This window comes from Mangrovihabitans endophyticus (assembly GCF_014646155.1).
Classification (GTDB): domain Bacteria; phylum Actinomycetota; class Actinomycetes; order Mycobacteriales; family Micromonosporaceae; genus Actinoplanes; species Actinoplanes endophyticus.
Genome location: NZ_BMMX01000017.1, coordinates 50,622 through 73,217 on the forward strand (window position 1 = coordinate 50,622; position 22,596 = coordinate 73,217).

General features: G+C 72.1%; 20 protein-coding genes. 9 read left to right on the forward strand and 11 right to left on the reverse strand.

Annotated features, from left to right (window positions below):
- Positions 1-204 precede the first annotated feature (204 nt).
- Positions 205-432 (reverse strand): PspC domain-containing protein, encoded by a 228-nt coding sequence (locus tag IEY73_RS18915; RefSeq protein WP_189080574.1) that lies wholly within the window; start codon positions 430-432, stop codon positions 205-207.
- Between the two features lie 165 nt (positions 433-597).
- Here IEY73_RS18915 and IEY73_RS18920 point away from each other — a divergent pair, with 165 nt between their 5' ends.
- Positions 598-1,146, forward strand: coding sequence for a hypothetical protein (locus tag IEY73_RS18920; protein WP_189080575.1), 549 nt, complete (start codon positions 598-600; stop codon positions 1,144-1,146).
- A 32-nt stretch (positions 1,147-1,178) separates the two neighbouring features.
- On the opposite strand, the gene IEY73_RS18925 is transcribed toward IEY73_RS18920, so the two are convergent.
- Positions 1,179-2,549, reverse strand: a complete 1,371-nt coding sequence (locus IEY73_RS18925) for a glycoside hydrolase family 5 protein (RefSeq protein ID WP_189080576.1) — start codon at positions 2,547-2,549, stop codon at positions 1,179-1,181.
- 199 nt (positions 2,550-2,748) lie between these two features.
- On the opposite strand from IEY73_RS18925, the gene IEY73_RS18930 reads away from it, so the two are divergent.
- The 4 genes from IEY73_RS18930 to IEY73_RS18945 all read left to right on the forward strand — a co-directional run bounded on the left by IEY73_RS18930 (position 2,749) and on the right by IEY73_RS18945 (position 7,069).
- Positions 2,749-3,771, forward strand: coding sequence for a zinc-dependent alcohol dehydrogenase family protein (locus tag IEY73_RS18930; RefSeq protein ID WP_189080577.1), 1,023 nt, complete (start codon positions 2,749-2,751; stop codon positions 3,769-3,771).
- Between the two features lie 58 nt (positions 3,772-3,829).
- Positions 3,830-4,465, forward strand: a complete 636-nt coding sequence (locus IEY73_RS18935; protein ID WP_229715954.1) for a hypothetical protein — start codon at positions 3,830-3,832, stop codon at positions 4,463-4,465.
- A 52-nt stretch (positions 4,466-4,517) separates the two neighbouring features.
- Positions 4,518-5,396, forward strand: a complete 879-nt coding sequence (locus IEY73_RS18940) for a hypothetical protein (RefSeq protein ID WP_189080578.1) — start codon at positions 4,518-4,520, stop codon at positions 5,394-5,396.
- Between the two features lie 338 nt (positions 5,397-5,734).
- Positions 5,735-7,069: a cellulase family glycosylhydrolase gene (locus IEY73_RS18945; RefSeq protein ID WP_189080579.1), complete on the forward strand. Its 1,335-nt coding sequence runs from the start codon at positions 5,735-5,737 to the stop codon at positions 7,067-7,069.
- 52 nt (positions 7,070-7,121) lie between these two features.
- Here IEY73_RS18945 and IEY73_RS18950 read toward each other — a convergent pair whose 3' ends face one another.
- Genes IEY73_RS18950 through IEY73_RS18960 form a run of 3 tightly spaced genes read right to left on the reverse strand, consistent with a single transcriptional unit; the run spans position 7,122 to position 11,726 of the window.
- Positions 7,122-8,198: an alpha/beta hydrolase family protein gene (locus tag IEY73_RS18950; protein ID WP_189080580.1), complete on the reverse strand. Its 1,077-nt coding sequence runs from the start codon at positions 8,196-8,198 to the stop codon at positions 7,122-7,124.
- A 14-nt stretch (positions 8,199-8,212) separates the two neighbouring features.
- On the reverse strand, positions 8,213-9,556 hold the full coding sequence (locus IEY73_RS18955; RefSeq protein ID WP_189080581.1) for a dihydrolipoamide acetyltransferase family protein: 1,344 nt from the start codon (positions 9,554-9,556) through the stop codon (positions 8,213-8,215).
- A 1-nt stretch (position 9,557) separates the two neighbouring features.
- Positions 9,558-11,726, reverse strand: a complete 2,169-nt coding sequence (locus IEY73_RS18960) for an alpha-ketoacid dehydrogenase subunit alpha/beta (protein WP_189080582.1) — start codon at positions 11,724-11,726, stop codon at positions 9,558-9,560.
- A 121-nt stretch (positions 11,727-11,847) separates the two neighbouring features.
- On the opposite strand from IEY73_RS18960, the gene IEY73_RS18965 reads away from it, so the two are divergent.
- The 4 genes from IEY73_RS18965 to IEY73_RS18980 are packed head-to-tail and all read left to right on the forward strand — an operon-like array spanning position 11,848 to position 15,518.
- Positions 11,848-12,342, forward strand: coding sequence for a VOC family protein (locus tag IEY73_RS18965; RefSeq protein ID WP_189080583.1), 495 nt, complete (start codon positions 11,848-11,850; stop codon positions 12,340-12,342).
- Positions 12,339-12,980, forward strand: a complete 642-nt coding sequence (locus IEY73_RS18970) for a GntR family transcriptional regulator (protein WP_189080584.1) — start codon at positions 12,339-12,341, stop codon at positions 12,978-12,980. The genes IEY73_RS18965 and IEY73_RS18970 overlap by 4 nt, the downstream gene beginning before the upstream one ends.
- On the forward strand, positions 12,977-13,429 hold the full coding sequence (locus IEY73_RS18975) for a (2Fe-2S)-binding protein (RefSeq protein ID WP_189080585.1): 453 nt from the start codon (positions 12,977-12,979) through the stop codon (positions 13,427-13,429). The genes IEY73_RS18970 and IEY73_RS18975 overlap by 4 nt, the downstream gene beginning before the upstream one ends.
- Positions 13,413-15,518, forward strand: coding sequence for a molybdopterin cofactor-binding domain-containing protein (locus IEY73_RS18980; RefSeq protein WP_229715955.1), 2,106 nt, complete (start codon positions 13,413-13,415; stop codon positions 15,516-15,518). The genes IEY73_RS18975 and IEY73_RS18980 overlap by 17 nt, the downstream gene beginning before the upstream one ends.
- Positions 15,519-15,526: 8 nt before the next feature.
- On the opposite strand, the gene IEY73_RS18985 is transcribed toward IEY73_RS18980, so the two are convergent.
- Genes IEY73_RS18985 through IEY73_RS19010 form a run of 6 tightly spaced genes read right to left on the reverse strand, consistent with a single transcriptional unit; the run spans position 15,527 to position 22,592 of the window.
- The gene (locus IEY73_RS18985) at positions 15,527-16,948 is read right to left on the reverse strand and encodes an NAD-dependent succinate-semialdehyde dehydrogenase (protein ID WP_189080586.1); all 1,422 of its coding nucleotides are present in this window, start codon (positions 16,946-16,948) and stop codon (positions 15,527-15,529) included.
- A 20-nt stretch (positions 16,949-16,968) separates the two neighbouring features.
- Entirely contained in the window at positions 16,969-18,222 is a 1,254-nt protein-coding gene (locus IEY73_RS18990; protein WP_189080587.1) for a M24 family metallopeptidase, read from the reverse strand.
- Positions 18,219-19,157, reverse strand: a complete 939-nt coding sequence (locus IEY73_RS18995; protein WP_189080588.1) for an NAD(P)-dependent oxidoreductase — start codon at positions 19,155-19,157, stop codon at positions 18,219-18,221. The genes IEY73_RS18990 and IEY73_RS18995 overlap by 4 nt, the downstream gene beginning before the upstream one ends.
- An 18-nt stretch (positions 19,158-19,175) precedes the next feature.
- Positions 19,176-19,919 (reverse strand): ABC transporter ATP-binding protein, encoded by a 744-nt coding sequence (locus tag IEY73_RS19000; RefSeq protein ID WP_189080589.1) that lies wholly within the window; start codon positions 19,917-19,919, stop codon positions 19,176-19,178.
- Entirely contained in the window at positions 19,906-21,717 is a 1,812-nt protein-coding gene (locus tag IEY73_RS19005) for a branched-chain amino acid ABC transporter ATP-binding protein/permease (RefSeq protein WP_229715956.1), read from the reverse strand. Before IEY73_RS19005 ends, IEY73_RS19000 begins: the two co-directional genes overlap by 14 nt.
- On the reverse strand, positions 21,714-22,592 hold the full coding sequence (locus IEY73_RS19010) for a branched-chain amino acid ABC transporter permease (RefSeq protein ID WP_189080590.1): 879 nt from the start codon (positions 22,590-22,592) through the stop codon (positions 21,714-21,716). The genes IEY73_RS19005 and IEY73_RS19010 overlap by 4 nt, the downstream gene beginning before the upstream one ends.
- Between the last annotated feature and the right edge of the window lie 4 nt (positions 22,593-22,596).

Sequence of the window (22,596 nt, forward strand, 5' to 3'; positions counted from 1 at the left end):
CAAGATCGGCATGGTGGGCGCGCAGGAGCGGCGCGGGGCGGCGCGTGTGGGGTGGTGTGGTGTGGGCGGGCGCGGACGGGGCGGGTGCGGCGGGGGTGAGACGGGCGGCCGCGCGCCGCGCTCGGCCTGGCGGGGCGTGCGCGGCGCGCGGTGTCTATCCGTGGGTGGTGCCTACCCGTGGAGTGTCTACCCGTGGGGTCGGGCCTACCAGCCCCGTGCTCGCTCTTCGGACGGCATGAGAATCCACAGCAGCGGATAGATCAGGATCTGGCTGCCGGGGATGATGAACAGGATCACGACGAACAGCAGTCGTGTGATCCACGGGTCGAGCCCGAAGCGGCGGCCCAGCCCGGCGCAGACGCCCCCGAGCACTCGGCCCTGCCGCGGGCGGACGAGGCCCTGGCGTGCCATCGAATCGTAAACGGTGTTCATGGATCCCTCCGGCGGTCGTTTCCCGACCGTTCCATGGTTGCGCCACCGGGCAAGCCTCCGCATCGGGGTACGGCCCTGAGGTGCCCCTGAATCCGCCACGGCGAGCTGCGACACACTTCGATGCGCTTAGTTGAACACGTTCAAATTCGGGCGCATGCTGAGGTCATGAACGTGGAGAGAGGCCCGCAGCGGCCGGGCGACCAGACGACGATCCAGCGCATCCTGCTCGTGCACGCCATCGGCGGCACGCTCATCGGGGCGGGGTGCGGATCCTTCTTCACCGTGCTCGGCCTGGTCATCGGGGCCATGGTCGGCTTCAATCTGGGGATCGTCGCCGGGCTGGTGGCGGTCGCCCTCATGACGTACGCGACGCACCGGCGTCCCGGCCTGCCGGCCCGGACCGCGCGGCTGGTGTTCCTGGTGCCGGCGGTGCTCGCGATGGCCTTCCCGCTGACGCTGTGGACCATGATGCTGCGCGACATCCTGCACGGGCACGCCGTCTTCGCGGCCGAGCGCGTGATGATGGTGGTGCTCCTGCTGCCGGGTCCGCTGGGGGTGACCCTGATCTCGATGGCGGCGGGATGGTGTCTGGAAGCCACCGTGCCGGCGGTGCGCCGGCCGCGAGCGTTGCGCCACGCGCTCTACGGCGCCCTGCCGGCCCTGCTGCTGGTCGTCGTGGGCGGGCCGCTGGGCCTCTCTCTGACCACCCGGTGACGCTCCACCGGGCGGTGCAGTCGACGGGTGGTTCAGTCCCTGTGCAAGGTGTCGAGCAGCGGCGTCCGTTGTGCGCACTGCTCCAGCGCGAATGAGTCGGCGAGGGCGATCAGTTCGCTGTCGTCGAGGCCGCGGAACAACTCCGCGTACTCGTGGGCCAGCGGTTGCGCGATGGTCACGTTGTTGAGCAGCGTGCGGACCCAGTCCGTCGGACCCCACGGGTACGGGTCGAAGGAGGGGAACTCGCGGGCCATCATCTCCTGGAACGGCACGGTCACCGCCGCCGGGCCGACCCGGTCGCTGCCCCATGAGTCGGCGGCCAGGCGGTCCTTCTTGGCCACGAAGCCGCCGAAGCGAGCCAGATAGGCAGAGTCGGACCGCACATGGGTCAGCCCCTGCAGGCCAAGATCCTTGTAGGTCCAGATGGACCAGCTCGCGCCGTGCTGCCGGTAGATGTCCAACTGATCGTCCAGCAGTGCCCGGCGCTGCGCGTCGATCCGTTCGTCGCCGGTGTAGATCGGACCGAATTCGCCCACCCAGATCGGCGTGCCGGTGCGTCGCGAGTACGCCGTACGGTCCAGGAACTTCTTTTCCACGGTGCTCTTGTCGCTGTATGCCCCGCCGGTGCGGCCGGGGTAGTCGCCGGTGCGTGCCAGCCCGGCGAGCGCGTAGTCGTGGCAGACGTAGACGGTGTTGTCCCACGGCTCGTCGAACACGTCGAACTCGGTGGAATAGGTGTTGCCGTCCAGGAACAGGGTGGTGTGCGGGTCGACGGCCCGGATTGCGGCGACGATCCGCTGGTAGAACGGGCCGAGCACGGCTCGGGACTCGTCGGCTGGCTCGTTGACCGGGTTGTATCCCGCCACCCACGGCTCGTCCTTGTATCGGTCGGCGAGCACCTCCCACAGGTGCACCGCCCGGTCCTGGAAGTGGCGATGGGTCCAGAAGCCGGGTAGGTGCGTCGGATTGTCGCTGTGCCAGTGGTGGTTCTGCGCGCCGGGCAGCGCGTGCAGGTCGATCACCGTGTAGATGCCGTGCCGGCCGCAGGCGCGAACGGCCCGGTCCAGGTGCCGGAACCCCTCCTGCTTGATCGTGAAGGGCCGGTCGTCGTCCTCGAAGTGCCGGTAGTTGATCGGCACCCGTACGCAGTTGAGCCCGCGCCGGGCCAGCAGGGCCGCGTCCGCGTCGCCGAAGAAGGAGGTGAGCAGGCGGTCGAAGAACAACTCGGAACGGTCGGTGCCGAGCACCGCGCGGACCCCGGCCCGCATCAGCGCCTCGTTGCCCGAGTAACCGGTGATGAAGTTCTCCATGTTCATCCAGCCGCCGATGCCCGGCCCGCGCAGGCGCAGCGGACGGCCGTCGCCGTCGACGAAGGCGGTGCCCTGCGTGCGGATCTTCTGCATGCACCCTCCCTGGGCCGCGGCCCGAAAGTTCCGGACTCCGAATGCTTGCCGCATCAGTAGATATTTCGTTTCACGTACGTGTCAAGGCGCGCTGCGCGGGCCACAGTTCCGGAATCCGGCACAACTTCCGGGCGGTCGCACCGGCATGGTCGCGGATCTCCCGGGCATCCGGTGGGTGAGCCGATCGAGGGAGGTATTCATGCAAGGCGTAGTCATGTACGCCCCCGGCGACGTCCGGGTGGAGGAGCGCGACGACCCGCGCATCGCGCAGCCGACGGACGCGATCATCCGGCTGTCCGCCACCTGCGTGTGCGGCTCCGACCTGTGGCCGTACCGCGGGGTGGAGAAGGTCGAGGGCCCGTCGCCGATGGGCCACGAGTACGCGGGCGTCGTCGAGGAGGTCGGCAGCGCGGTCACCGCGGTGCGGCCGGGACAGTTCGTGGTCGGTTCGTTCTTCGCCTCCGACAACACGTGCGAGATCTGCCGGGCCGGCTATCAGAGCTCCTGTGTGCACCGCGAGCCGGTGGGCGCGATGGGGGCGCAGGCGCAGCGGCTGCGCGTGCCGCTGGCCGATGGCACCCTGGTCGCCGCGCCGGACATGCCGCCGGACGACCTCGTGCCGGGCTACCTGGCCGCCTCCGACGTGCTCGGCACCGGCTGGTTCGGCGCCGAGGCCGCGCGGGTGCAGCCGGGCAAGACCGTCGCGGTCGTGGGAGACGGCGCGGTCGGCCTGCTCGCCGTGCTGGCGGCACGGCAGCTCGGCGCCGAGCGGATCATCGCGATGAGCCGGCACGAGCCGCGACAGAAGCTGGCCCGCGAGTACGGCGCGACCGACGTCGTCACCGAGCGCGGTGACGAGGGGGTGGCCCGGATCAAGGATCTGACCGGTGGGCTGGGCGCGCACTCGGTGATCGAGGCGGTCGGCACGCAGCAGTCGATGATGCAGGCGATCCGATCGGCGCGTCCGGGAGGCCACGTCGGTTACGTCGGCGTGTCGCACGACGTCAGCCTGCCCGGACAGGAGTTGTTCTTCTCCCACGTGCATCTGCACGGCGGTCCCGCGCCGGTACGCCGGTTTCTGCCCGAGCTGATGGAGCTGATCGGGCAGCGGGTGATCGACCCGGGGAAGGTCTTCGACCTGGACCTGCCGCTGGCGGAGGCGGCGCGGGGATACCAGGCGATGGACGAACGCCGCGCCATCAAGACACTGTTGCGTCCCTGAGCCGCGCGTTGTTGCCTCCCTGAGCCGCGCCGGGCGCATCCGGCGCTAGCATCGCCGGATGCGCTGGATGCGGACGCTGCCGTTGGTCACCTTGGGTCCGTTGCTGCTGGCGCTGGTCGGCCTGGTCCATCCGGGCGGGCTGGCGCCGGAGACCGCTCACCGGTGGGTGACGCTGCACATCGTGCTGCTGCCGGTCTTTCCGTTGCTGGCACTGGGCTTTCCGGTGTTGTTGCGTCCGCCTCCGGCGTGGTCGCCTGCCGGCCCGGTGGAAGCCGCCACCGTGATCGCGTGGGTGGGCGCGGCGGTCTACGCAGTCGCCTACACCGGACTGGACGCGGTGGCCGGGATCGGCGCCGGGACCATCGCGGATCAGCCCGGCGACCAGGCTGAACTGCGCGCGTTGGTGCTGTCCCTCTACGACGTCGGCGACCGGATCGGGCAGGTGGGCGTGTACGCGTTCCTGGTGGCGGTGCTGGCGGGCGCGGTGGCGCTGGGTGCCCGGCACGGCGCACGCGTCCTGCCGGGCACCGTGATCCTGCTGGGCGCCGGCTACTCGTTCATCGACAGTCACATCTTCTGGCCGCGCGGAGTGGCGACCATGCTGGCGATGGCGGCGGGGTTCGCCCTGTGGGCGTGGGCGACGGCGAAGCGCCCCGCCCCGGCGGCGGCGTACGGCGCGAGCGGGGCGTTGTAGGATCGGCGGCTGCGGTCGCCCGTGTCCGGCAACGGGCGCCGGGAGGTGACCCATGCGCACGGCGACCCGCCGGCTCGCCCTCTGGGCGGCCGATCTCGACGGCGGCGTGTGCGCCGTGCCCGAGGAGAGCGTCGACAGTCTGCGCGGGCGGGATCGGGTCACCGTTGTGCTCGAGCATCGCGACCGGGGACTCGCCGCCACCCGCAACGTCTTCGAAACTACGCTGCGTCAGGACGTCGAGTGGCAGCTCGCCGGCATCGTCTGGCCCTGCGACGTGCCGCCCGGCGTCCTCGTCACCGTCTCATGGCAGGCTGCCCGGGACGAGATCGTGGTGCGCACCGCCGCACTGGACGAGCCGGTGCGGGTGGACGGCGTGAGCTACTTCCATGCGTACGACCCGAAGGTGGTCACCCGTGACTGCCCGGCGCCCACGTCGAACCGGGGGCGAGTCTTGCACGCGGTGCGCCGGCGCGGCCGGGTCTTCGATGACGGCAGCGCGGCGCTGGCCGAGGCCGACCTGGCCGCGCACGGCGGCCTCGGCCGGGGCGCGCGTGGGACGTTCCTGCTGCGCAACGCCGTCGATCAACTGATCCGCGAAGGCTATCTGACGCGGGTGAGCGGCAGCGTCGAGGCGAGCGGCTACCCGGCGTACCCGGCGGTGACCGGCCAGAAGGCGGCCGAGTTGCTGTTCTACGCGCCGCTGGTGGAACCGGCGCCCGACCCCGGCGACGCGGATCTCGATCCGGACGCGGCGGCGTCGGATCGCGGCGAGCACTGGGTGAACGGGTTCGTCCGTAAGCTGCCGCCCGGCGCCCACCCGTCTGAGAAGCAGCTCCACCTGCATGAGCGGGCGGTGGAAAGCGAGCAGATCGGCACCGGGCCGCTGGAGCCCGGCTACACGTTCGTGAAGCGGCACCACCGCAACGGCTGACGCCGTCATATTTCGAAACTCATAGATCTGGTTACGCTGCCGCCGTCGGCTGTCTGGCGGCGCCGGGCGCCGACCACCCGTTCGACGCGCCGGCCGGTTTCGCCGCGGACGTGGTCTGGCATCCGGAGCCGGCGCTGGCCGGATGAGCCGGGGTTTCGTTGCATCGATCGGAGTCGACGCGTAGCGTGATCGTGCGAGCTGACCTGCCACGCTCAGGCCACCGGTTGCGCCCCTCCCGCGGCGCCGGGCATCGCCGTGGGACCGCCGGGCGCGGCCGCCCGCACCCCGGATCCGGGGCTGTTCCCCGGCTCCGCGGCTGTTCCCTTGTGAAGGCAGTCATGAGACAACGACTCACCGCGGTCGGCGCCGCCCTGCTCGCCGTCGCCGCGTCCGTCCTGATATCGGCACGACCGGCCGACGCGGCCGTCGGCCTGCACATCGACGGCGAATCCATCGTGGAAGCCAACGGCCAGCCGTTCATCATGCGCGGCGTCAACCATCCGCACGTCTGGTATCAGGGCGAGACCGCCGCGTTCTCCGACATCAAGGCGCTGGGCGCGAACACGCTGCGGGTGGTGCTCGGCAGCGGCAAACGGTGGGGGCCGTCCACCGACGTCGCCGACGTGGTCGCACGATGCAAGCAGAACCGGCTGATCTGCGTGCTGGAGGTGCACGACACCACCGGGTACGGCGAGGAGGGCGCAGCCGCCTCGCTGGACGAGGCGGTCGACTACTGGATCAGCCAGAAGAGCGCCCTGGCCGGCCAGGAGAGCTACATCGTGATCAACATCGGCAACGAGCCGATCGGCAACACCGACGCGGCCCAGTGGACCGCGGCCACCACCGCCGCGATCCAGCGGATGCGCCAGAACGGCTTCGAGCACCTGCTCATGGTCGACGCCCCGAACTGGGGGCAGGACTGGCAGTACGTCATGCGGGACAACGCACAGACCGTGCTGGACGCCGACAGCCTGCACAACACCGTGCTGTCGATCCACATGTACGCGGTCTTTTCCACCGCCGCCAGCATCGTGAACTACCTCGACTATTTCCACGCGCGCGGATGGCCGCTGGTGATCGGCGAATTCGGCTGGCACTTCGCCGACGGCGAGGTGGATCACGAGACCATCCTGTCCGAGGCGAACGCCCGCGGCCTCGGCTATCTCGGCTGGTCGTGGAGCGGCAACACCGACCCGATCCTGGACATGGCGACGGATTTCGATCCGGCCCGGCTCACCACGTGGGGTGAGCGGATCTTCCACGGCGCGAACGGGATCGCGGCCACCGCGCGGGAGGCCACCGTGTTCGGCGGGCAGCCCACCACGCCTCCGACGACCCCGCCGACCACGCCCCCCACCACGCCGCCCAGCGGTGGGGCGTGCACCGCGACCTACCGTGTAATCGGCGAATGGCCGGGCGGATTCCAGGCCGACATCAGCGTCACGGCCGGACCGGCGGCGATCAGCGGCTGGACGGTGACCTGGACCTATGCCGACGGGCAGACCGTCAGCCAAGCCTGGAACGCCACCGTGACCAGCAACGGCGCCCAGGTGACCGCGCGCAACGTGGCCTACAACGGCAGCCTCGGCGCCGGTGCGAGCACCAGCTTCGGCCTGCTCGGCACCACCACCGGCGGCACCGGGTCCCCGGCGCTGTCCTGCGCCGCCGCCTGACCAGCGTCGCGGCGCCTCGCCTCGCAAATGCGGCGGGGCGAGGCGCCCGGCGTCAGCACCGTCGGCCGGATGCCGCGCCGAGGCGGTCGGCCATCCAGTCGGCGATCATAGGCCGGGCACGCGAGGGCAGGTTGGAGACGCCGTGGTTGCCCTCGGGGAAGCAGACGAACGTGCCGTCCGGCGTCTCGTCGGCCTGGCGCTGGGTCTGCTGCCACGGGATCAGCCGGTCCCGCTCGCCGGTGACGTAGAGCGCGGGCGCCGTGATGCGCCGGCACACGCCGGTGAGGTCCAGGGTGAGGGCGATGCGGCGACCCTCCGCGTCGTCGCGGGCGCCCGACTTCACCACGAACGTCTGCCGCGTCATCGGCGGCAGGTCGTCCCACATGTGGCCGAAGCAGAACGGGCCGCTGATGCCCGCCACCGCGCTGACCCGCGGCTCGTGCGCCGCCACCCGCGGCGCGTAGTAGCCGCCCAGGCTCACCCCGGCCACCCCGATCCGGGCGTGGTCCAGGTCGGTGCGCGCGGCGAGCAGGTCGAGCAGCGGACCGGCCGCGGTCTCGTAGTCCGGCCGCAACGGCAGGCTCAGCCCCGTCTCGCCCTGACCCGGGCCGTCCAGCGAGACGGTGGCCATGCCCCGGTCCAGGAACGACTGCTCGAACCAGAAGAACTCCTCCTTCGTCGAATCCAGACCGGGGATCAGCACCACGTACGGCGGCACGTCGATGCCACTCGGACGGCGCAGATTGGCGTACGCGGTCCCGCCCGGCATGTTGACCTCCAGGTGCTGCCCGGAGGGGTCCAGACGGGCGAGCGCGGCGTGCGACTCGGTCACCGACCGGCGAGTGGCCTCGGCGGCGAGATCCAGGTCGAGCATCCAGACGAACTTGCCGAAGTGGCGGTTCACCGACGCCCGTAACCACGCCTGGCCGGCGGTGCGGACGTGCCCCTCGGCTTCCGCCTGGCGGGCGAACCCGGCCTGCTCGTCCGCGGCCCGGTTCCACTGCGGCAGCCAGTCCGCCCACGTCCGGGTGCGGGAGGTGGTGGCCATCAGATCGTTGTAGTCGACGCCGTTCTGGATCATCCGCGGTGCCCAATGGGCGAGCGCGGTCTCGATGGCGCTGTCGGGCATCGCGGAAACCTCCGTCAGACGAGGATGCGCAGCGGGGCCTCAAGAAGGCCGAGGAAGTGGGCCATCCAGCGGGCGGCCAGGGCGCCGTCGACCGGGCGGTGGTCGACCGACAGGGTCACCCGCAGTACCGTGCCCACCGCTGGTCTGCCGTCGTCCACCACCGCTTCCGGACGGGCGGCGCCCACGGCGAGGATCGCCGCCTGCGGCGGGTTGATCACCGCGGTGAACTCCTCGGTGCCGAAGGGACCGAGGTTGGACACGGTGAGCGTGCCGCCCTCCAACTCCTCCTGGCGCAGCCGACCGGAGCGCGCGCGGGCGGTCAGGTCGGCGCCGGTACGGGCGAGCTCGGACACGCTCATCCGGTGCGCGCCGCGCAGCACCGGCGTGACCAGCCCGTGGTCGGTGGCGACGGCGACCGACACGTCGACGTCGCGGAAGCGGCGCACCGCGTCCGGTGTCCAGATGACGTTCATGTCCGGCACCGCGGCGTGGGTGCGCGCCGCAGCCGCGACGATCAGGTCGTGCACCGAGATCCGGACGTCGGTGGCGGTGGTGAGCTGCGCCCGCAGCGCCATCAGGTCGTCGACCCGGGCGCTGCCGCGGATCGTGAAGACGGGCGTCTGCCCCGCGCTCGCGGCGAGCCGGGCCGCGATGGCGCGACGCATCCGGGTGTGCGGGACATCCTCGTAGCGGGCGTCCGCGGCGGCCGGGGCCGGCACTGCCGGCCCCGCGCCGTCGGGCTGCGGGGCGGGCTCGGTGCCAGGCGCCAGATGCGGCGCGGCGTCCGGGTCGGCGGGGGTGGCGGTGGTCCGGTCCGCCAGCGTGCGGCGCACGTCGTCGCGCACGATGCGCCCGCCCGGACCGGTGCCGTGGATGTCCGCGATGCGCAGGCCGCTGTCCCGGGCCAGGCGGCGCGCCAGCGGACTGGCGAACGTCCGGTTCGGCGGCGGCTCGGTGGGCGCCGGCGCGGGCGGCGGGGACTCCGGCGCGGGCACCGGGACGCCTGTCGGCTCGGCGGCCTGGCCGACCTCCCGCGACCTCGCGGGCATCGGCTCGGACGCCGGGGGAGGGGCCTGCACCAGGGACCGCACCAGGGCGTCCACGTCGTCGACCACCTCGCCGGGCGCGGCCAGCACCGCCATCGGCGCGCCGACCGCCACCGCCTTGCCGGGCTCGACGAGCGTACGGATCAGGATGCCGTCGGCCTCGGCGGGCACATCGACCACCGCCTTGTCGGTCTCCACCGTGGCGATCGGGTCGCCGTGAGCGAAGGCCGCGTTCTCCGCGACCGGCCACTCGCTCAGCACCGCCTCCACCATGTTGGCGGAGATCTCCGGCATCCTCAGCAGGCTGGCCATCTCACGCCTCCCCGATGCGCCGCAGCGCCGCGGCGATCTCCTCGCGGCGGGCGATGGCCGCCCGTTCCAGCACCCGGCTGATGCTCGGCGACGCCTCGCCGCCGGTGACCCGCTGGACCGGCGCGTCGAGCCAGTCGAACAGCCGCCGCGCGATCTCGTCGGCCAGCCATCCGCCGTACGAGGTGCCGACCGGTCCCTGCTCGACGACCAGAACCCGGTTGGTCTTGCGGATGCTGGCGCCCAGCGTCTCCCAGTCCAGGCCGGCCCGGTCCAGCCAGCGCAGGTCGATCACTTCGGCGTCGACGCCGGTGTCCGCCACCGCCGCCAGCGCCTCGGCCACCATGGACAGATAGGCCACCACGGTCACCGCCTCCCCGGACCGGCGCACCGCCGCCGCGCCGACCGGCAGGTGGTAGTCGTAGTCGTCGACCGGGCCGGGGCCGGTGGTGCTGTAGAGGTCGACGTGCTCCAGCACCACCACCGGGTCCGCGCAGCGCAGCGCGGCGTTCATCAGGCCCACGTAGTCGAACGGCGTGGCCGGGGCGGCGATCCGCCATCCCGGCGCGGTGGCGAAGATGCCGGCCGGGTCCATGGAGTGCTGCGAGCCGTACCCGGTGCCGGTGGCGACCTTGCTGCGCAGCACCAGCGGGACCGGGTCGTCGCCGCCGAACATGTGCCGTGCCTTGCCGACCTGGTTGAACAACTGATCGGCGGCGACCCACATGAAGTCCGCGTACATGAATTCGACGACCGGCCGGAACCGGCCGTCGATCGCGATGCCGCCGGCCAGCCCGGTGAATGCGTTCTCGCTGATCGGTGTGCCGAGCACCCGCCCGGGGAAGGCGTCCGCCAGCCCCTTGGTGGCGCCGTTCGTGCCGCCGTTGAGCCGGTGCACGTCCTCGCCCATCACCACGATCCGCTCGTCGTCGGCCATCCGTCGCCGCATCACCTCCGCCACCGCGTCGACGAATGTGGTCTCCTGGACGGCGATGCGGTCGTCGGCCATCCGCGCGTCCCGGAACTCGGCGAGGTCGCCGCGCACCCCCACGTCCACGAAGGCGGGGTCGGGCCATTCGTCCGGCCGGATGCGCCGCTCGCCGGGCTTGCCGCCGGGGACCGGCTCGAACAGTTTCGCGCCGGCCTCGGCCATGATCGCCTTTGCGCCGGCCCGCGCGGCGTCGCGGGCCGGCTCGTCGAGCAGGCCGCGCCGCATGAGATGGCCGGCCACCAGGTCGACCGGGTCGCGACCGCGCCACTGCGCCTCTTCCTCCTTGCTGCGATAGCGGAAGGCGCTGCCCGGGAACGGGCCGTTCTGGTGGAAGTAGCGGTACGTGTCCGCCTCCACGAGGGTCGGGCCGTGCCCCTGCCGCATGTGCCCGACCGCCTCGCCCATGGCCAGGTGGACCGCCAGCGGATCCATCCCGTCGACCCGCCAGCTCGCGATGCCGAAGCCCGGACCGCGGGCCGACAACCGCGGCTCGCCGGTGGCCTCGGCGACGCTGGTGGACACCGCGTACTGGTTGTTCTCCAGGAAGAAGCAGACCGGCAGCCGCCACGCCGCGGCCAGGTTGAACGTCTCCAGGGTGGACCCGATGTTGGCGGCGCCGTCGCCGAAATAGGTCACCGCGACCGCGTCGGTGCCGGCCCGGCGCCCGGCCCAGGCGAACCCGGCCGCCAGCGGCACACCGCCGCCGACGATGGCGTTGGTGCCCATCGCCCCGGCTTCCTTCCACTGCAGGTGCATCGAGCCGCCGCGACCGTGGCTGAAACCGCGCGCCAGGCCGCAGATCTCGGCAAGGGTGCGCAGCACGACCGTGCGGATCTCGGCGGACGGTTCGGTGGTCAGGTCGAACCCCTTCGGCGCCACGTGCTGCAGGGCCTTGGCCAGGAACTGGTGATGTCCGCGGTGCGAGCCGTTCACCTCGTCACCGGCGGCGAGGGCGAGCACCGATCCCACCGCGCCGCCCTCCTGGCCGATGCTGGAGTGGGCCGGGCCGTGCACCAGTCCGGCCGCGGCGAGCTCCAGCACGTACTCCTCGAAGGCGCGGATCATCACGAGCTGGCTGAACATCGTGGTGAGCAGCTCCGGGTCGGCGGCGTCCCAGTCGGCCTGAACGGCGACCAGTTCGGTCCACGCGGCCCCGGGGTGCAGCGATCGGTGTTCCGGCATGGGTGGCCTCCTCTCGCTCGACAGCCTCGCACGCATTGGATCCAATTTCCAGGGCTGCATCGGGTCAAAGATGCGATCAGCCTGGTAATGTCCGATCTATTGGATCCAATAGGAGGTGATGATGGGGCTTCCCGGCCTGCGACGGCTCGATCACATCGGCTTCACCGTGCCGGACCTCGACCAGGCGCAGCGGTTCCTGGTCGATGTGCTCGGCTGCGAATACCTCTATTCGCTCGGACCGTTCGCCGACCAGGGGTCGTGGATGGCCGACCACCTCAACGTGGATCCGCGCGCGACCGTCGAGGAGAACCGCTTCTTCCGGCTCGGCGGGCAGGCCGTGTTCGAGGTGTTCGCCTACACCGCGCCGGACCGGCGCACCGATCCGCCGCGCAACAGCGACGTCGGGGGACACCACGTCGCGCTCTACGTCGACGACCTGGACGCCGCGGTGGCGCACCTGCTGCGGCACGGGGTCACCGTGCTGGGTGAGCCGACTGCCAGCCGGGGGCCGCACGAGGGTCAGCGCTGGGTCTATTTTCTGGCACCCTGGGGCATGCAGTTCGAACTGGTCTCCTACCCGCACGGCCGGGCCTTCTTTCGAAACGAGCACCGATGACCGTCGCCACCCAGCGCGTCGCCGACCATCTGCGCACCGCCATCCTGGGCGGGATCATCGGTCCGGGCGAGCGGGTCCGCCAGGAGGACGTCGCCCAGCAGTTCGGCGCCAGCCGCCTGCCGGTGCGCGAGGCGCTCCAGATGCTTGCCGCCGAGGGCCTGGTCGAGCACGAGCCGAACAAGGGCGCCCGGGTGCCCCGGCTGTCCATGCACGAGATCGACGTCATGTACCGGATGCGTGAGCAGCTCGAACCCCTGGCGCTGGCGGAGAGCCTGCCGGTGCTCGACGCCGGCGATCTGCGGCGCATCGATCAGATCCAGGAGGAGATCGAGAGGGGGGTCGACGTGGAGACGTTCCTGACCCTGGACCGCGAGTTCCATCTGCGCACCTACAGCGCCTGCCGGATCGACCAGCTCACCACCACGGTGACCCGGCTGTGGAACGCGACCCAGTACTACCGCCGCGCCTTCATGCACCTCACCGGGCCCAGCCGCCGCTGGGTGGTGAACGCGGAGCACCGCCTGCTGATCGACGCCGTCGAGCGCCGCGACGAGGTGGACGCGGGCCGCTTCCTGGCCGGACACATCCGGCGTACGCGCATCGAACTGCGCCGGCACCCGGAGGTCTTCGGCGGATGAGCGTGGTCAGCTTCGCGGTGAACGGCGTGCCGCGCGATGTCGACGCCGACCCGGACACGCCGCTGCTCACCGTGCTGCGCAACGACCTGGGCCTGATGGGCGCGCGGTTCGGGTGCGGGCTGGGTCTGTGTGGCGCCTGCGTGGTGCACGTCGACGGGGTGCCCGTGCCGTCCTGTGACACGCCCCTGTGGTCGCTGGCCGGCAAGTCGGTGGTCACTGTGGAGGGTCTCTCGCCGCACCCGGTGCAACGCGCCCTCCTGGACGAGCAGGCGGCCCAGTGCGGCTACTGCGTCACCGGGATCGTGATGACCGCGGCCGCCCTGCTGGAACGCGAGCCGCGGCCCGGCGCGGAGGCGGTGGCCGCCGCGCTGGACGGCCACCTGTGCCGGTGCGGGGCACAGCAGCGGATGATCCGGGCGATCGTCAAGGCCGGTGCGGACCGTGCCTGACCTGCCGCAGAGTCTCGCCGCGAACCCGGTGCTCGCGCGCTGGATGCGGGTGCACGCCGACGGCACCATCGGCGTGCGGGTGGGCAAGGTGGAGCTGGGACAGGGCATCGCCACCGCGCTGGCGCAGATCGCCGCGGACGAGCTCGGCGTCGACATCACCCGGATCCGCATGCTGCCGCCCGGCCCGGAGGGCCCGGACGAGGGTCTGACCGCGGGCAGCCTGTCCATCATGCACTCGGGCGCCGCGCTGCGCATCGTGGCGGCCAACGTCCGCGCCCTGTTCGCCGCGGCGGCGGGCGCCGCGACATCGGGCGCTCCGGCCTCGGGCGCCGCGACATCGGGCGCTCCGGCCTCGGGCGCCGCGACGTTCTCCTACGCCGACCTGGCCGGGCGGGTCGACCTGAACGTGCCCGCCGACCCCGGCGTGCCGGTGCGGTCGCAACCCGGCCTGGTCGGCCGCGACGTGCCCCGGCTCGACCTGCCGGACAAGGTCTTCGGCCGCCCCCGCTACCTGCCGGACATGCGCCTGCCGGGGCAGCTCTTCGGGCGGGTGATCCGGCCGCCGTCGCGCGGAGCGCGCCTGCTCACCCCGGGCGAGGCGGCCGCGCCGGCACTGCCCGCCGGGGTGACCCTGGTGCGCGACGGCTCGTTCCTCGGCGTGGTGGGCGCGGACGAGGCGAGCGTGGTGCGTGCGGCCGACGTGCTGCGCCGGTCCGCGCGCTGGGCGGAACACGACTGCCTGCCGGCCGACGACGAGCTCGACAAGTTCCTGCGGGCCGGCCCGCACGAGACCGTCACCGCCGTGCACGACGGCGGCACGGCGGCACCGGGCCGGGTGCTGCGGGCCACCTTCAGCCGGCCGTTCCTCGCGCACGCCTCGATGGCGCCGAGTTGCGGGCTCGCGGTCTGGCACTCGGCGCACCGGGTCGAGGTGTGGTCGCACAGCCAGGGGATCTTCCCGCTGGGACGGGCCATCGCCGGCGCGCTCGGCCTGGACCCGGGCGCGGTACGGGTGGAACACGTGGAGCACGCCGGTTGCTACGGGCACAACGCCGCCGACGACGCCGCGTTCGACGCGGTGCTGCTGGCCCGCGCCGTGCCCGGCTCGCCGGTGCAGGTGCTGTGGAGCCGGCAGGACGAGCTGAGCTGGGCCCCGTTCGGCTCGGCGATGACCGCGGACGTGGCCGCCACCCTGTCGCCGGACGGGACCATCGCCTCCTGGGAGTACGACGTCTACAGCCAGGGGCACACCGCGCGGCCCGGTTACGCGGGCGTGCCCGGTCTGCTCGCGGCGACCCTGCTGGAACACCCGGCCGACTACCCGGCCCCGGTGGACCCGCCGGCCGCCGCCGGGTACGGCAGCCTGCGCAACGCGGTGCCCGGCTACCACCTGCCCGCCCGGCGGATCACCGGGCACCGCCTGCTGGCCACGCCGATCCGCAGCTCGGCGATGCGATCCCTGGGCGCCTTCCTGAACGTCTTCGCCATCGAGTCGTTCATGGACGAACTCGCCGCGTACGCCGGACGTGACCCGGTGGAGTTCCGGCTCGCCCACCTGAGCGACCCGCGGGGGCGGCGGGTGCTGACCGACGCGGCGGAGGCGGCCGACTGGGCGACACCCCGGCCGGAGGGCGTCGGCCTCGGCATCGGGTACGCGCGATACAAGGGCCGCGGCGCCTACTGCGCGGTGGTCGCCGAGGTGCAGGCGGAGACCGACGTCCGGGTGCGCCGCCTGTGGATCGCGGTGGACGTCGGCCAGGTGGTCAGCCCGGACGGCGTGCGCAACCAGATCGAAGGCGGCGCGGTGCAGGCGGCGAGCTGGACGCTCGTCGAGCGGGTCCGCTTCGACCGGCGCCGGGTCACCAGCGACACCTGGGAGTCGTACCCGATCCTGCGGTTCTCGCAGACCCCGCGGATCGACGTCACGCTGGCCGGCGGCGGCGACAAACCGGTCGGGGCGGGCGAGGCGGCGCAGGGACCGACCGCCGCCGCGATCGGCAACGCGGTCGCGGCGGCGGTCGGCGTCCGGGTGCGGGACCTGCCGCTCACCACCGAGGCGATCGTCGCGGCGATCGAGCGGGACGCCTGAGCAGGGCGTCACCAGGTGACGGCGATGTATTTCGATTCGAGGTAGTCCAGCATGCCCTCGTGGCCGCCCTCCCGGCCGACGCCGCTCTGCTTGACCCCGCCGAACGGGGCCGCCGGGTCGCTGACCAGACCACGGTTCAGGCCGACCATGCCGGCCTCGATCGCCTCGCTGACCCGCAGGCCACGGGAAAGATCGGCGGTGTAGACGTAGGCGACCAGCCCGTACTCGGTGTCGTTGGCCAGCTCGATCGCCTCGGCCTCGGAGGCGAACGTGACGATCGGCGCGACCGGTCCGAAGATCTCCTCCCGCAGGATCGCCGCGTCCGGCGCGACGCCGGTCAGCACGGTCGGCGGGTAGTAGAAGCCGGGACCCGCCGGCCGTGTCCCGCCGGTGGCCGCCACCGCGCCGCCGGCCAGCGCATCGCGCACCAGCGCGTCCACCTTGCCCACCGTGTCCTCGTTGACCAGGGGGCCGACCTGGGTGTCCGGCGCCGTGCCGGGGCCCACACGCAGCGCCGCCATGCGCTCGGTCAGGCGCTGCGTGAACCGCTGCGCCACCGACTCGTGCACATAGAAGCGGTTGGCGGCGGTGCACGCCTCGCCCGCGTTGCGCATCTTCGCGACCATCGCGCCCTCGATCGCGGCGTCCAGGTCGGCGTCGGCGAACACCAGGAACGGCGCGTTGCCGCCAAGTTCCATCGACGTGTTGACCACCGCGTCCGCCGCCTGGCCGAGCAGGACCCGGCCTACCTCGGTGGAGCCGGTGAACGACACTTTCCGCACCCGCGGGTCGTGCAGCATCGCCGACACCACCGCGCCCGAACGGCGCGACGGCAGGACGTTCACCACCCCGTCCGGCACGCCCGCCTCGGCCAGCATCGCGGCCATCGCCAGCGCGGTCAGCGGGGTGTCGCTGGCCGGCTTGAGCACCACGGTGCACCCGGCGGCGAGCGCCGGACCGATCTTGCGGGTGGCCATCGCGGCGGGGAAGTTCCATGGCGTGACCAGCACGCACACGCCGACCGGCTGACGTACCACCAGGATCCGGTTCGCCCCGGACGGCGCGGTCACCACGGTCCCTTCGCCGCGTACCGCCTCCTCGGCGTACCAGCGGAAGAACTCCGCGGCATAGGCCACCTCGCCGCGCGCGTCGGCCAGCGCCTTGCCGTTCTCCCGGCTGATCAGCCGGGCCAGCTCCTCGGCCCGTGCGGTCATCAGCTCGAACGCACCGCGCAGGATCTCCGCGCGGGCACGTGGCGGCGTTGCCGCCCAGGACGTCGCGGCTGCTGCGGCGGCGTCCACCGCCTGGCCGGCGTCGGCCACCGAGCCGTCCGAGACGGTCGCGATGACCGCACCGGACGCCGGGTCGACCACGTCGAAACGGGACTCGGCGGCGACCCATTTGCCGCCGATGAACAGATCGGTCTGCACGGGACACTCCCTCGTACGGCTCAGTAGGGGTTGGCGACGACCAGGTCCTCGGCGGGGAAGAGGGTGAGCACCCGCGGGCCGTCCGGGGTGACCACGATCTCCTCCTCGATCCGGGCCGCCGAGAAGCCGTCGTCGGCGGGGCAGTAGGTCTCCAGCGCGAACACCATGCCGGCCCGCAGCTCCACCGGCGCGGTCATGCTGTTCAGCCGGGAGATGATCGGCCGCTCGTGCAGGCCGAGGCCGAGGCCGTGCCCGAACTGCAGGCCGAAGGCGGCCATCTCGTTCTCGAAGCCGAACTCGGTCGCCCTCGGCCACACCGCGGCGATCTCGTCGGTGCCGGCGCCGACACGCACCGCGGCGATCGCCGCGTCCATCCACTCCCGCGCTCGTCCGTACGCATCCCGTTGGGACGCGGTCGCCCGGCCCACCCCCAGCGTGCGGTAATAGCAGGTCCGGTATCCGTTGAAGGAGTGGATGATGTCGAAGAACGCCTGATCGCCGGGGCGGATGATGCGGTCGGAGAAGTTGTGCGGATGCGGGTTGCAGCGTTCCCCGGAGACCGCGTTGATCGCCTCGACCTGGTCCGAGCCCATCTCGTAGAGGCGCTTGTTCGCCAGGGCGACGATCTCGTTCTCCCGGACGCCGGGTTTCAGCGCCTCCACGATGTCCTGGTAGACGCCGTCCACCATGGCCGCCGCCTGATTCAGCAGCATGATCTCGTCCGGCGACTTGATCAGCCGGGCGTCCAGCATGAGCTGCTGGGCGTCCACCACGGTCAGGCCCTGACGCTGCATCTCGAACAGGAACGGCGGTTCGACGATGTCCACGCCGACCGGCTGGTCGGCCAGCCCGGCGTCGGTCAGCATCCCCTTGATCTCGCGGACCGCGGATTCCATCAGCCCCGCCGAGGGAGCGATGGCGCCGCGCATGCCGAGCATGCCCGCGCGGCAGTCGCCGGGGTCCAGCCACGGCGCGTACAGCTTGTGATGCCGCGCGGCCGAACCGAAGTCCCACAGCACCGGGTTCCCGGAGCGGGTGAGCAGCGCGTAGCGGGTCATCTTGTCGCCCAGCGCGCCGCCGATCCAGGTCTGCGTGGTGTACCGGATGTTGTAGAAGTCGAAGAGCAGGAACGCCCCGCACGGCGAGCCCGCGAGCGCCTTGCGCGCCCGGTCCAGCCGGTAGCGGCGCAGCCGGTCGACGTCGAGCCGCTGCTCGTAGTCCACCGCCATGTGGCCGGGCGCGGCGAGCGGACGGGTGGGCGCCGGGCCGGTCATGACCCGCCCGCCAGGCCGTCGTCGACCGGCGTGTCCTCCGGTTTCAGCGCCAGGCCCGCGGCTGCGGCCTGCTGGTCCAGCAGGATCGCGAAGTCCTCGGTGACCCGGCCGCTGGACACCGTCTGCTGCACCAGTTGCGCGGTGAGCGCGGCCAGCGGCATCGGCACGTCCAGCTCGCGCCCGAGGGCCAGCCCCAGGTCGAAGTCCTTGCGCAACAGCAGCGGGGTGAACGTGGGCGTGTAGTCCAGGTGCACGAACGCCGGGGACTTGTACCGGGTGAAGACCGACCCCATCACGCTGTCGTTGAGGAAGTCCAGGAACGCGGCCCGGGACACGCCGCCCTTCTCGGCCAGCACGGTGATCTCGGCCATGCACTGGGTGACCACGCCGAGCATCAGGTTGTGGCAGATCTTCACCAGACGGGACACGTCGTCCTCGCCGACGTAGGTGACCGCCCGGCCCAGGTGCCGCAGCAGGTGTGCGACCCGGTCGAAGGTCTCCCGCGGTCCGGACACCGCGATGCTCAGCTTGCCCGACTCGACCACCTTGGCGTTGCCGCTCACCGGCGCGGCGAGGAACTGCACCCCGCGGGCCGCGCACTGCGCGCGCACCAGCGCGGACGATTCGGCCGAGACGGTGGAACAGTCCACCACGACGGCGGGCGCCCGGCCCGGTTCGGCCAGCAGGCCGTCCGCGCCGAGCAGCACGCTCTCCAGGTCGGCGGGTCCGGACACCATGGTGAAGACCACGTCGCGGTCGCGCAGCCCGGCGATGTCGTCGGCGACCGTGCAGCCGTGCTCGCGGGTCGCCTCCGCCTTGGCGCGGGTCCGGTTCCAGACGGCCGGGGCCGCGCCGGCGCGGGCGAGCCGGATCGCCATGGCGGCGCCCATCCGGCCGGCGCCGATCCAGCCGACGGTGAGATCGTTGTCTGCCATGTTGTTCTCTCCCAGGGGTCAGGTGGCCGGGGCGGTGCGGGTGGCGGCGGGCGGTGGGCCACCCAGATAGAGGGTGGCCATCTCGGGATGGTCGCGGACCTGCGCCGCGGTGCCGGTCAGGCGGACCTTGCCGCCCTCCATCACCACGCCGTGGGTGGCCAGGCCGAGCCCGAGCCGGACGTTCTGTTCGACGAGCAGCACCGTGGTGCCGGCGGCGTTGAGGCTCTGGATGAGGTCGGCCACCGCGGCCAGGCTCTTCGGGTCCAGCCCCAGGGACGGCTCGTCGAGCAGCAACACCTTCGGGTCGAGCATCAGGCACCGGGCGACCTCCACCATGCGGCGCTGCCCGCCGGACAGGTTGCCGGCGTGCTCGTGCGCGCGTTCGGCGACGACCGGGATGCGGGCGCGGACCTCGTCGTAACGGCGGGCCAGCAGTTTCCGGTCGCGGCGGATCAGATAACCGCCCAGCAACACGTTCTCCCGCACCGACATGCCCGGGAACAGGGCCTGCGACTGCGGAACCTGGGTGATGCCCAGCCGCAGGATCGCCTCCGGGGCCAGCGCGTCGGTGCGGGTGCCGGCCATCTCGACCGATCCCGCACGGCAGCGCAGCAGCCCGCTGATCACCTTGAGCACCGTGGACTTGCCGGCGCCGTTCGGGCCGACGATGCAGGTCACCGTCCGCTCGGCACAGTGCAGATCGACACCCTGGAGCACGTTGCCGCCGCCGTACCCGGCGGTGACCCCGCTAAGCGTGAGCATCCTGCGGCCTCCAGTCCTCGCCCAGGTACGCGTCCAGCACCACCGGGTCCGCGCGGATCGCCTCCGGCGGGCCGGAGGCGATGGGCCGGCCCCGGGCGAACACGTGCACCGGGTCGCACAGGTCCAGCACCATCGGGATGTTGTGCTCCACCACCAGGAACGTGACGCCCGCACGGTTCAGCTCGCGGATCACCTCGGTGATCCGGCCCAGCAGGCTCGGGTTGACGCCGCCGGCCGGCTCGTCCAGCAGGATCAGCCGCGGCTCCAGCATCAGCACCTGGGCCAGCTCGACAAGCTTCTGCTGCCCGTACGACAGGGCGCCGGCCTGCTGCGCGGCGAAGTCGGCGAGTCCCACGATGCCCAGCAGGTCGCGGGCGCGGGCCGCCTCGGCGCCGCTGACCGCGTCCGCGAACATGGTGCGCAGCCGGCCGTCCGGCAGCGGCGCGACCACGTTCTGCAGCACCGTCATGTCCCGGAACAGCCGGGTCACCTGGAAGGTCCGGCCCAGCCCGAGGTGCGCCCGCGACCACGGCGGCAGCGCATCGATGCGGCGGCCGGCGAAGGTCACCGTCCCGGCGTCCACCGGCATGGTCCCGGTGATCAGGTTGAACAGGGTGGTCTTCCCGGAGCCGTTGGGGCCGATCAGGGCGGTGATCGAGCCGCGTTCCACGGTGAGGTCCGCGCCGTCCACCGCGGTCAGCCCGCCGAAGCGCTTGGTCACGCCGCGCACCGTCAGCAGCGGTCCGGGCTCCGCGTCGGGGGTGCGCGACCGGGCCCGCTCGCGTACCACGGCCGGCCGGTGGGAGAGGGCCCCGACCTGGTCGGTGTACTCGGTGTCCCGCGGATGCCGGCGCCGCCATGCCGCTTCCAGCGTGGGCAGCAGGCCGGCGGGCAGGAACAGCACCACCGCCACCAGGATCAGCCCGAGGATCAGGACGCGGGACTGGGTGCTGCCGCCGTAGACGGTGGCGCCCTCGTTCACGAGCTGCACGATGAACGCGCCGACCACCGGCCCGTAGAGGGTGCCCCGGCCGCCGACCAGCGCGGACAGCACGATCAGCACGCTGCCCAGGATGGCGAACGAGCCGACCGGGTTGAGGAAGGTCTGGTAGTACGCGTACACGCCGCCCGCCACGCCGATGAAGAAACTGCTCGCCCCGTACGCGAGGATCTTGAAGACCGTGGTGTTGACGCCGATCGACGCGGCCTTGCCCTCGTCCTCGCGGATCGCGACCAGGCCGGTGCCGAACTTGGCCCGGCCGATCCAGCCGCTGAAGAGCACGGTGAGCACCAGCAGCAGCAGGAAGGCGTAGTAGAAGGGGATGTTCTGGAAGTCGGCGCTCCAGAACGGCAACTCCAGCGTGATGCCGTCGGAGCCCTTGGTCAGCGGCCTCCAGTTGACCGCCACGATCTGCGCAGACAGCAACAGCGCGATGGTGATGATGACGAAGGCGTGCCCGCCGGTGCGCAGCACCACCGCTCCGGCCAGCATCGCGATCAGCACGGCCGTGACGCCACCGAGCGGCGCGATCCAGAACGGGTTCAGGCCGGTGTGCAGCGCGATGATCGCGGTGGTGTACGAGCCCAGCCCGAGGAACATGCTGTGCCCCAGGGAGATGTATCCGGCGTACCCGGAGATGATGTTCCAACTGGACGCCTGCAGGGCGAGCAGGAACATCATCAGCAGCACGCCCTGCGGGTAGGGCTCCCACGGGTTGACGATCGGATAGGCGAGCAACGCGAGCAGCACCACGCCGGCGGCCAGGTGACGCCGGGGCAGGGCACGGAGAGCGTTCACGCGGCGTCCTCCCGCAGCCGGGCGCCGAAGAGCCCCTGCGGCCGGACCAGCAGCACCGCCATGATCACCAGGTAGAAGACCAGCGTGGCCCACTGCAGCGAGGCGTACGTCGCGGTCAGCGTCTCGGCGAGCCCGAGGATCAGCGCGCCGGTCAGCGCACCGGGCAGGCTGCCCATGCCGCCCAGCACGACGATGCCGAGCAGCCGGGAGATCCAGTCGTAGTGCGAGGCCGGGAAGAACGGATAGAGCACCGACAGGATCGACCCACCGACGCCGGCGCTCGCGCTGCCCAGAGCGAACGCCAGCGCGGCGGTGCCGGTCGCGCCGACGCCGACCAGCGCCGCCGCGGACGGGTTCTGCGACGTGGCCCGGATGGCCCGCCCGGTCCAGGTCCGGGTGAGGATCAGGTAGAGCACGCCCAGCACGACGATCGCCGCGAGGAAGCCGTAGACCTGCGCCTTGGGCAGCAGCACCCGGCCCACCCGGAAACTCTCCTCGAAGTACGCCGGGGTGGCCGAGCGGAACTTGTTGCCCGCGACCACGTTCAGCACGCCCTCGATGACCAGCGCGAGCCCGAAGGTGAGCAGCACCGACATGGAGGGGGCCTGCCCGCGGATGCGGGAGATGACGAACCGGTAGAGCAGCCAGCCGACGCCGAACATCAGCGGCGTGGTGATCACCGCGGCGACGATCGGGTCGATGCCGATCACCCGCCACAGCCACCAGGTGAACGTCGCGACCAGGATCAGGAACGCGCCCTGGGCGATGTTGATGACGCGCAGCACCCCGAAGATCAGGGTGAGGCCGGAGGCCATCAGCGCGTAGATGCCGCCGATGAGGACGCCGAGCGCGAGCGCCTGGACGAGCTGGGCCATCTGC

Bases quoted from the DNA above. Each gene is read 5' to 3' on its own strand.
- IEY73_RS18915 (WP_189080574.1), bottom strand. From the start codon at position 432: ATGAACACCGTTTACGATTCGATGGCACGCCAGGGCCTCGTCCGCCCG.
- IEY73_RS18920 (WP_189080575.1), top strand. From the start codon at position 598: ATGAACGTGGAGAGAGGCCCGCAGCGGCCGGGCGACCAGACGACGATC.
- IEY73_RS18925 (WP_189080576.1), bottom strand. From the start codon at position 2,549: ATGCAGAAGATCCGCACGCAGGGCACCGCCTTCGTCGACGGCGACGGC.
- IEY73_RS18930 (WP_189080577.1), top strand. From the start codon at position 2,749: ATGCAAGGCGTAGTCATGTACGCCCCCGGCGACGTCCGGGTGGAGGAG.
- IEY73_RS18935 (WP_229715954.1), top strand. From the start codon at position 3,830: ATGCGCTGGATGCGGACGCTGCCGTTGGTCACCTTGGGTCCGTTGCTG.
- IEY73_RS18940 (WP_189080578.1), top strand. From the start codon at position 4,518: ATGCGCACGGCGACCCGCCGGCTCGCCCTCTGGGCGGCCGATCTCGAC.
- IEY73_RS18945 (WP_189080579.1), top strand. From the start codon at position 5,735: ATGAGACAACGACTCACCGCGGTCGGCGCCGCCCTGCTCGCCGTCGCC.
- IEY73_RS18950 (WP_189080580.1), bottom strand. From the start codon at position 8,198: ATGCCCGACAGCGCCATCGAGACCGCGCTCGCCCATTGGGCACCGCGG.
- IEY73_RS18955 (WP_189080581.1), bottom strand. From the start codon at position 9,556: ATGGCCAGCCTGCTGAGGATGCCGGAGATCTCCGCCAACATGGTGGAG.
- IEY73_RS18960 (WP_189080582.1), bottom strand. From the start codon at position 11,726: ATGCCGGAACACCGATCGCTGCACCCCGGGGCCGCGTGGACCGAACTG.
- IEY73_RS18965 (WP_189080583.1), top strand. From the start codon at position 11,848: ATGGGGCTTCCCGGCCTGCGACGGCTCGATCACATCGGCTTCACCGTG.
- IEY73_RS18970 (WP_189080584.1), top strand. From the start codon at position 12,339: ATGACCGTCGCCACCCAGCGCGTCGCCGACCATCTGCGCACCGCCATC.
- IEY73_RS18975 (WP_189080585.1), top strand. From the start codon at position 12,977: ATGAGCGTGGTCAGCTTCGCGGTGAACGGCGTGCCGCGCGATGTCGAC.
- IEY73_RS18990 (WP_189080587.1), bottom strand. From the start codon at position 18,222: ATGACCGGCCCGGCGCCCACCCGTCCGCTCGCCGCGCCCGGCCACATG.
- IEY73_RS18995 (WP_189080588.1), bottom strand. From the start codon at position 19,157: ATGGCAGACAACGATCTCACCGTCGGCTGGATCGGCGCCGGCCGGATG.
- IEY73_RS19000 (WP_189080589.1), bottom strand. From the start codon at position 19,919: ATGCTCACGCTTAGCGGGGTCACCGCCGGGTACGGCGGCGGCAACGTG.
- IEY73_RS19010 (WP_189080590.1), bottom strand. From the start codon at position 22,592: ATGGCCCAGCTCGTCCAGGCGCTCGCGCTCGGCGTCCTCATCGGCGGC.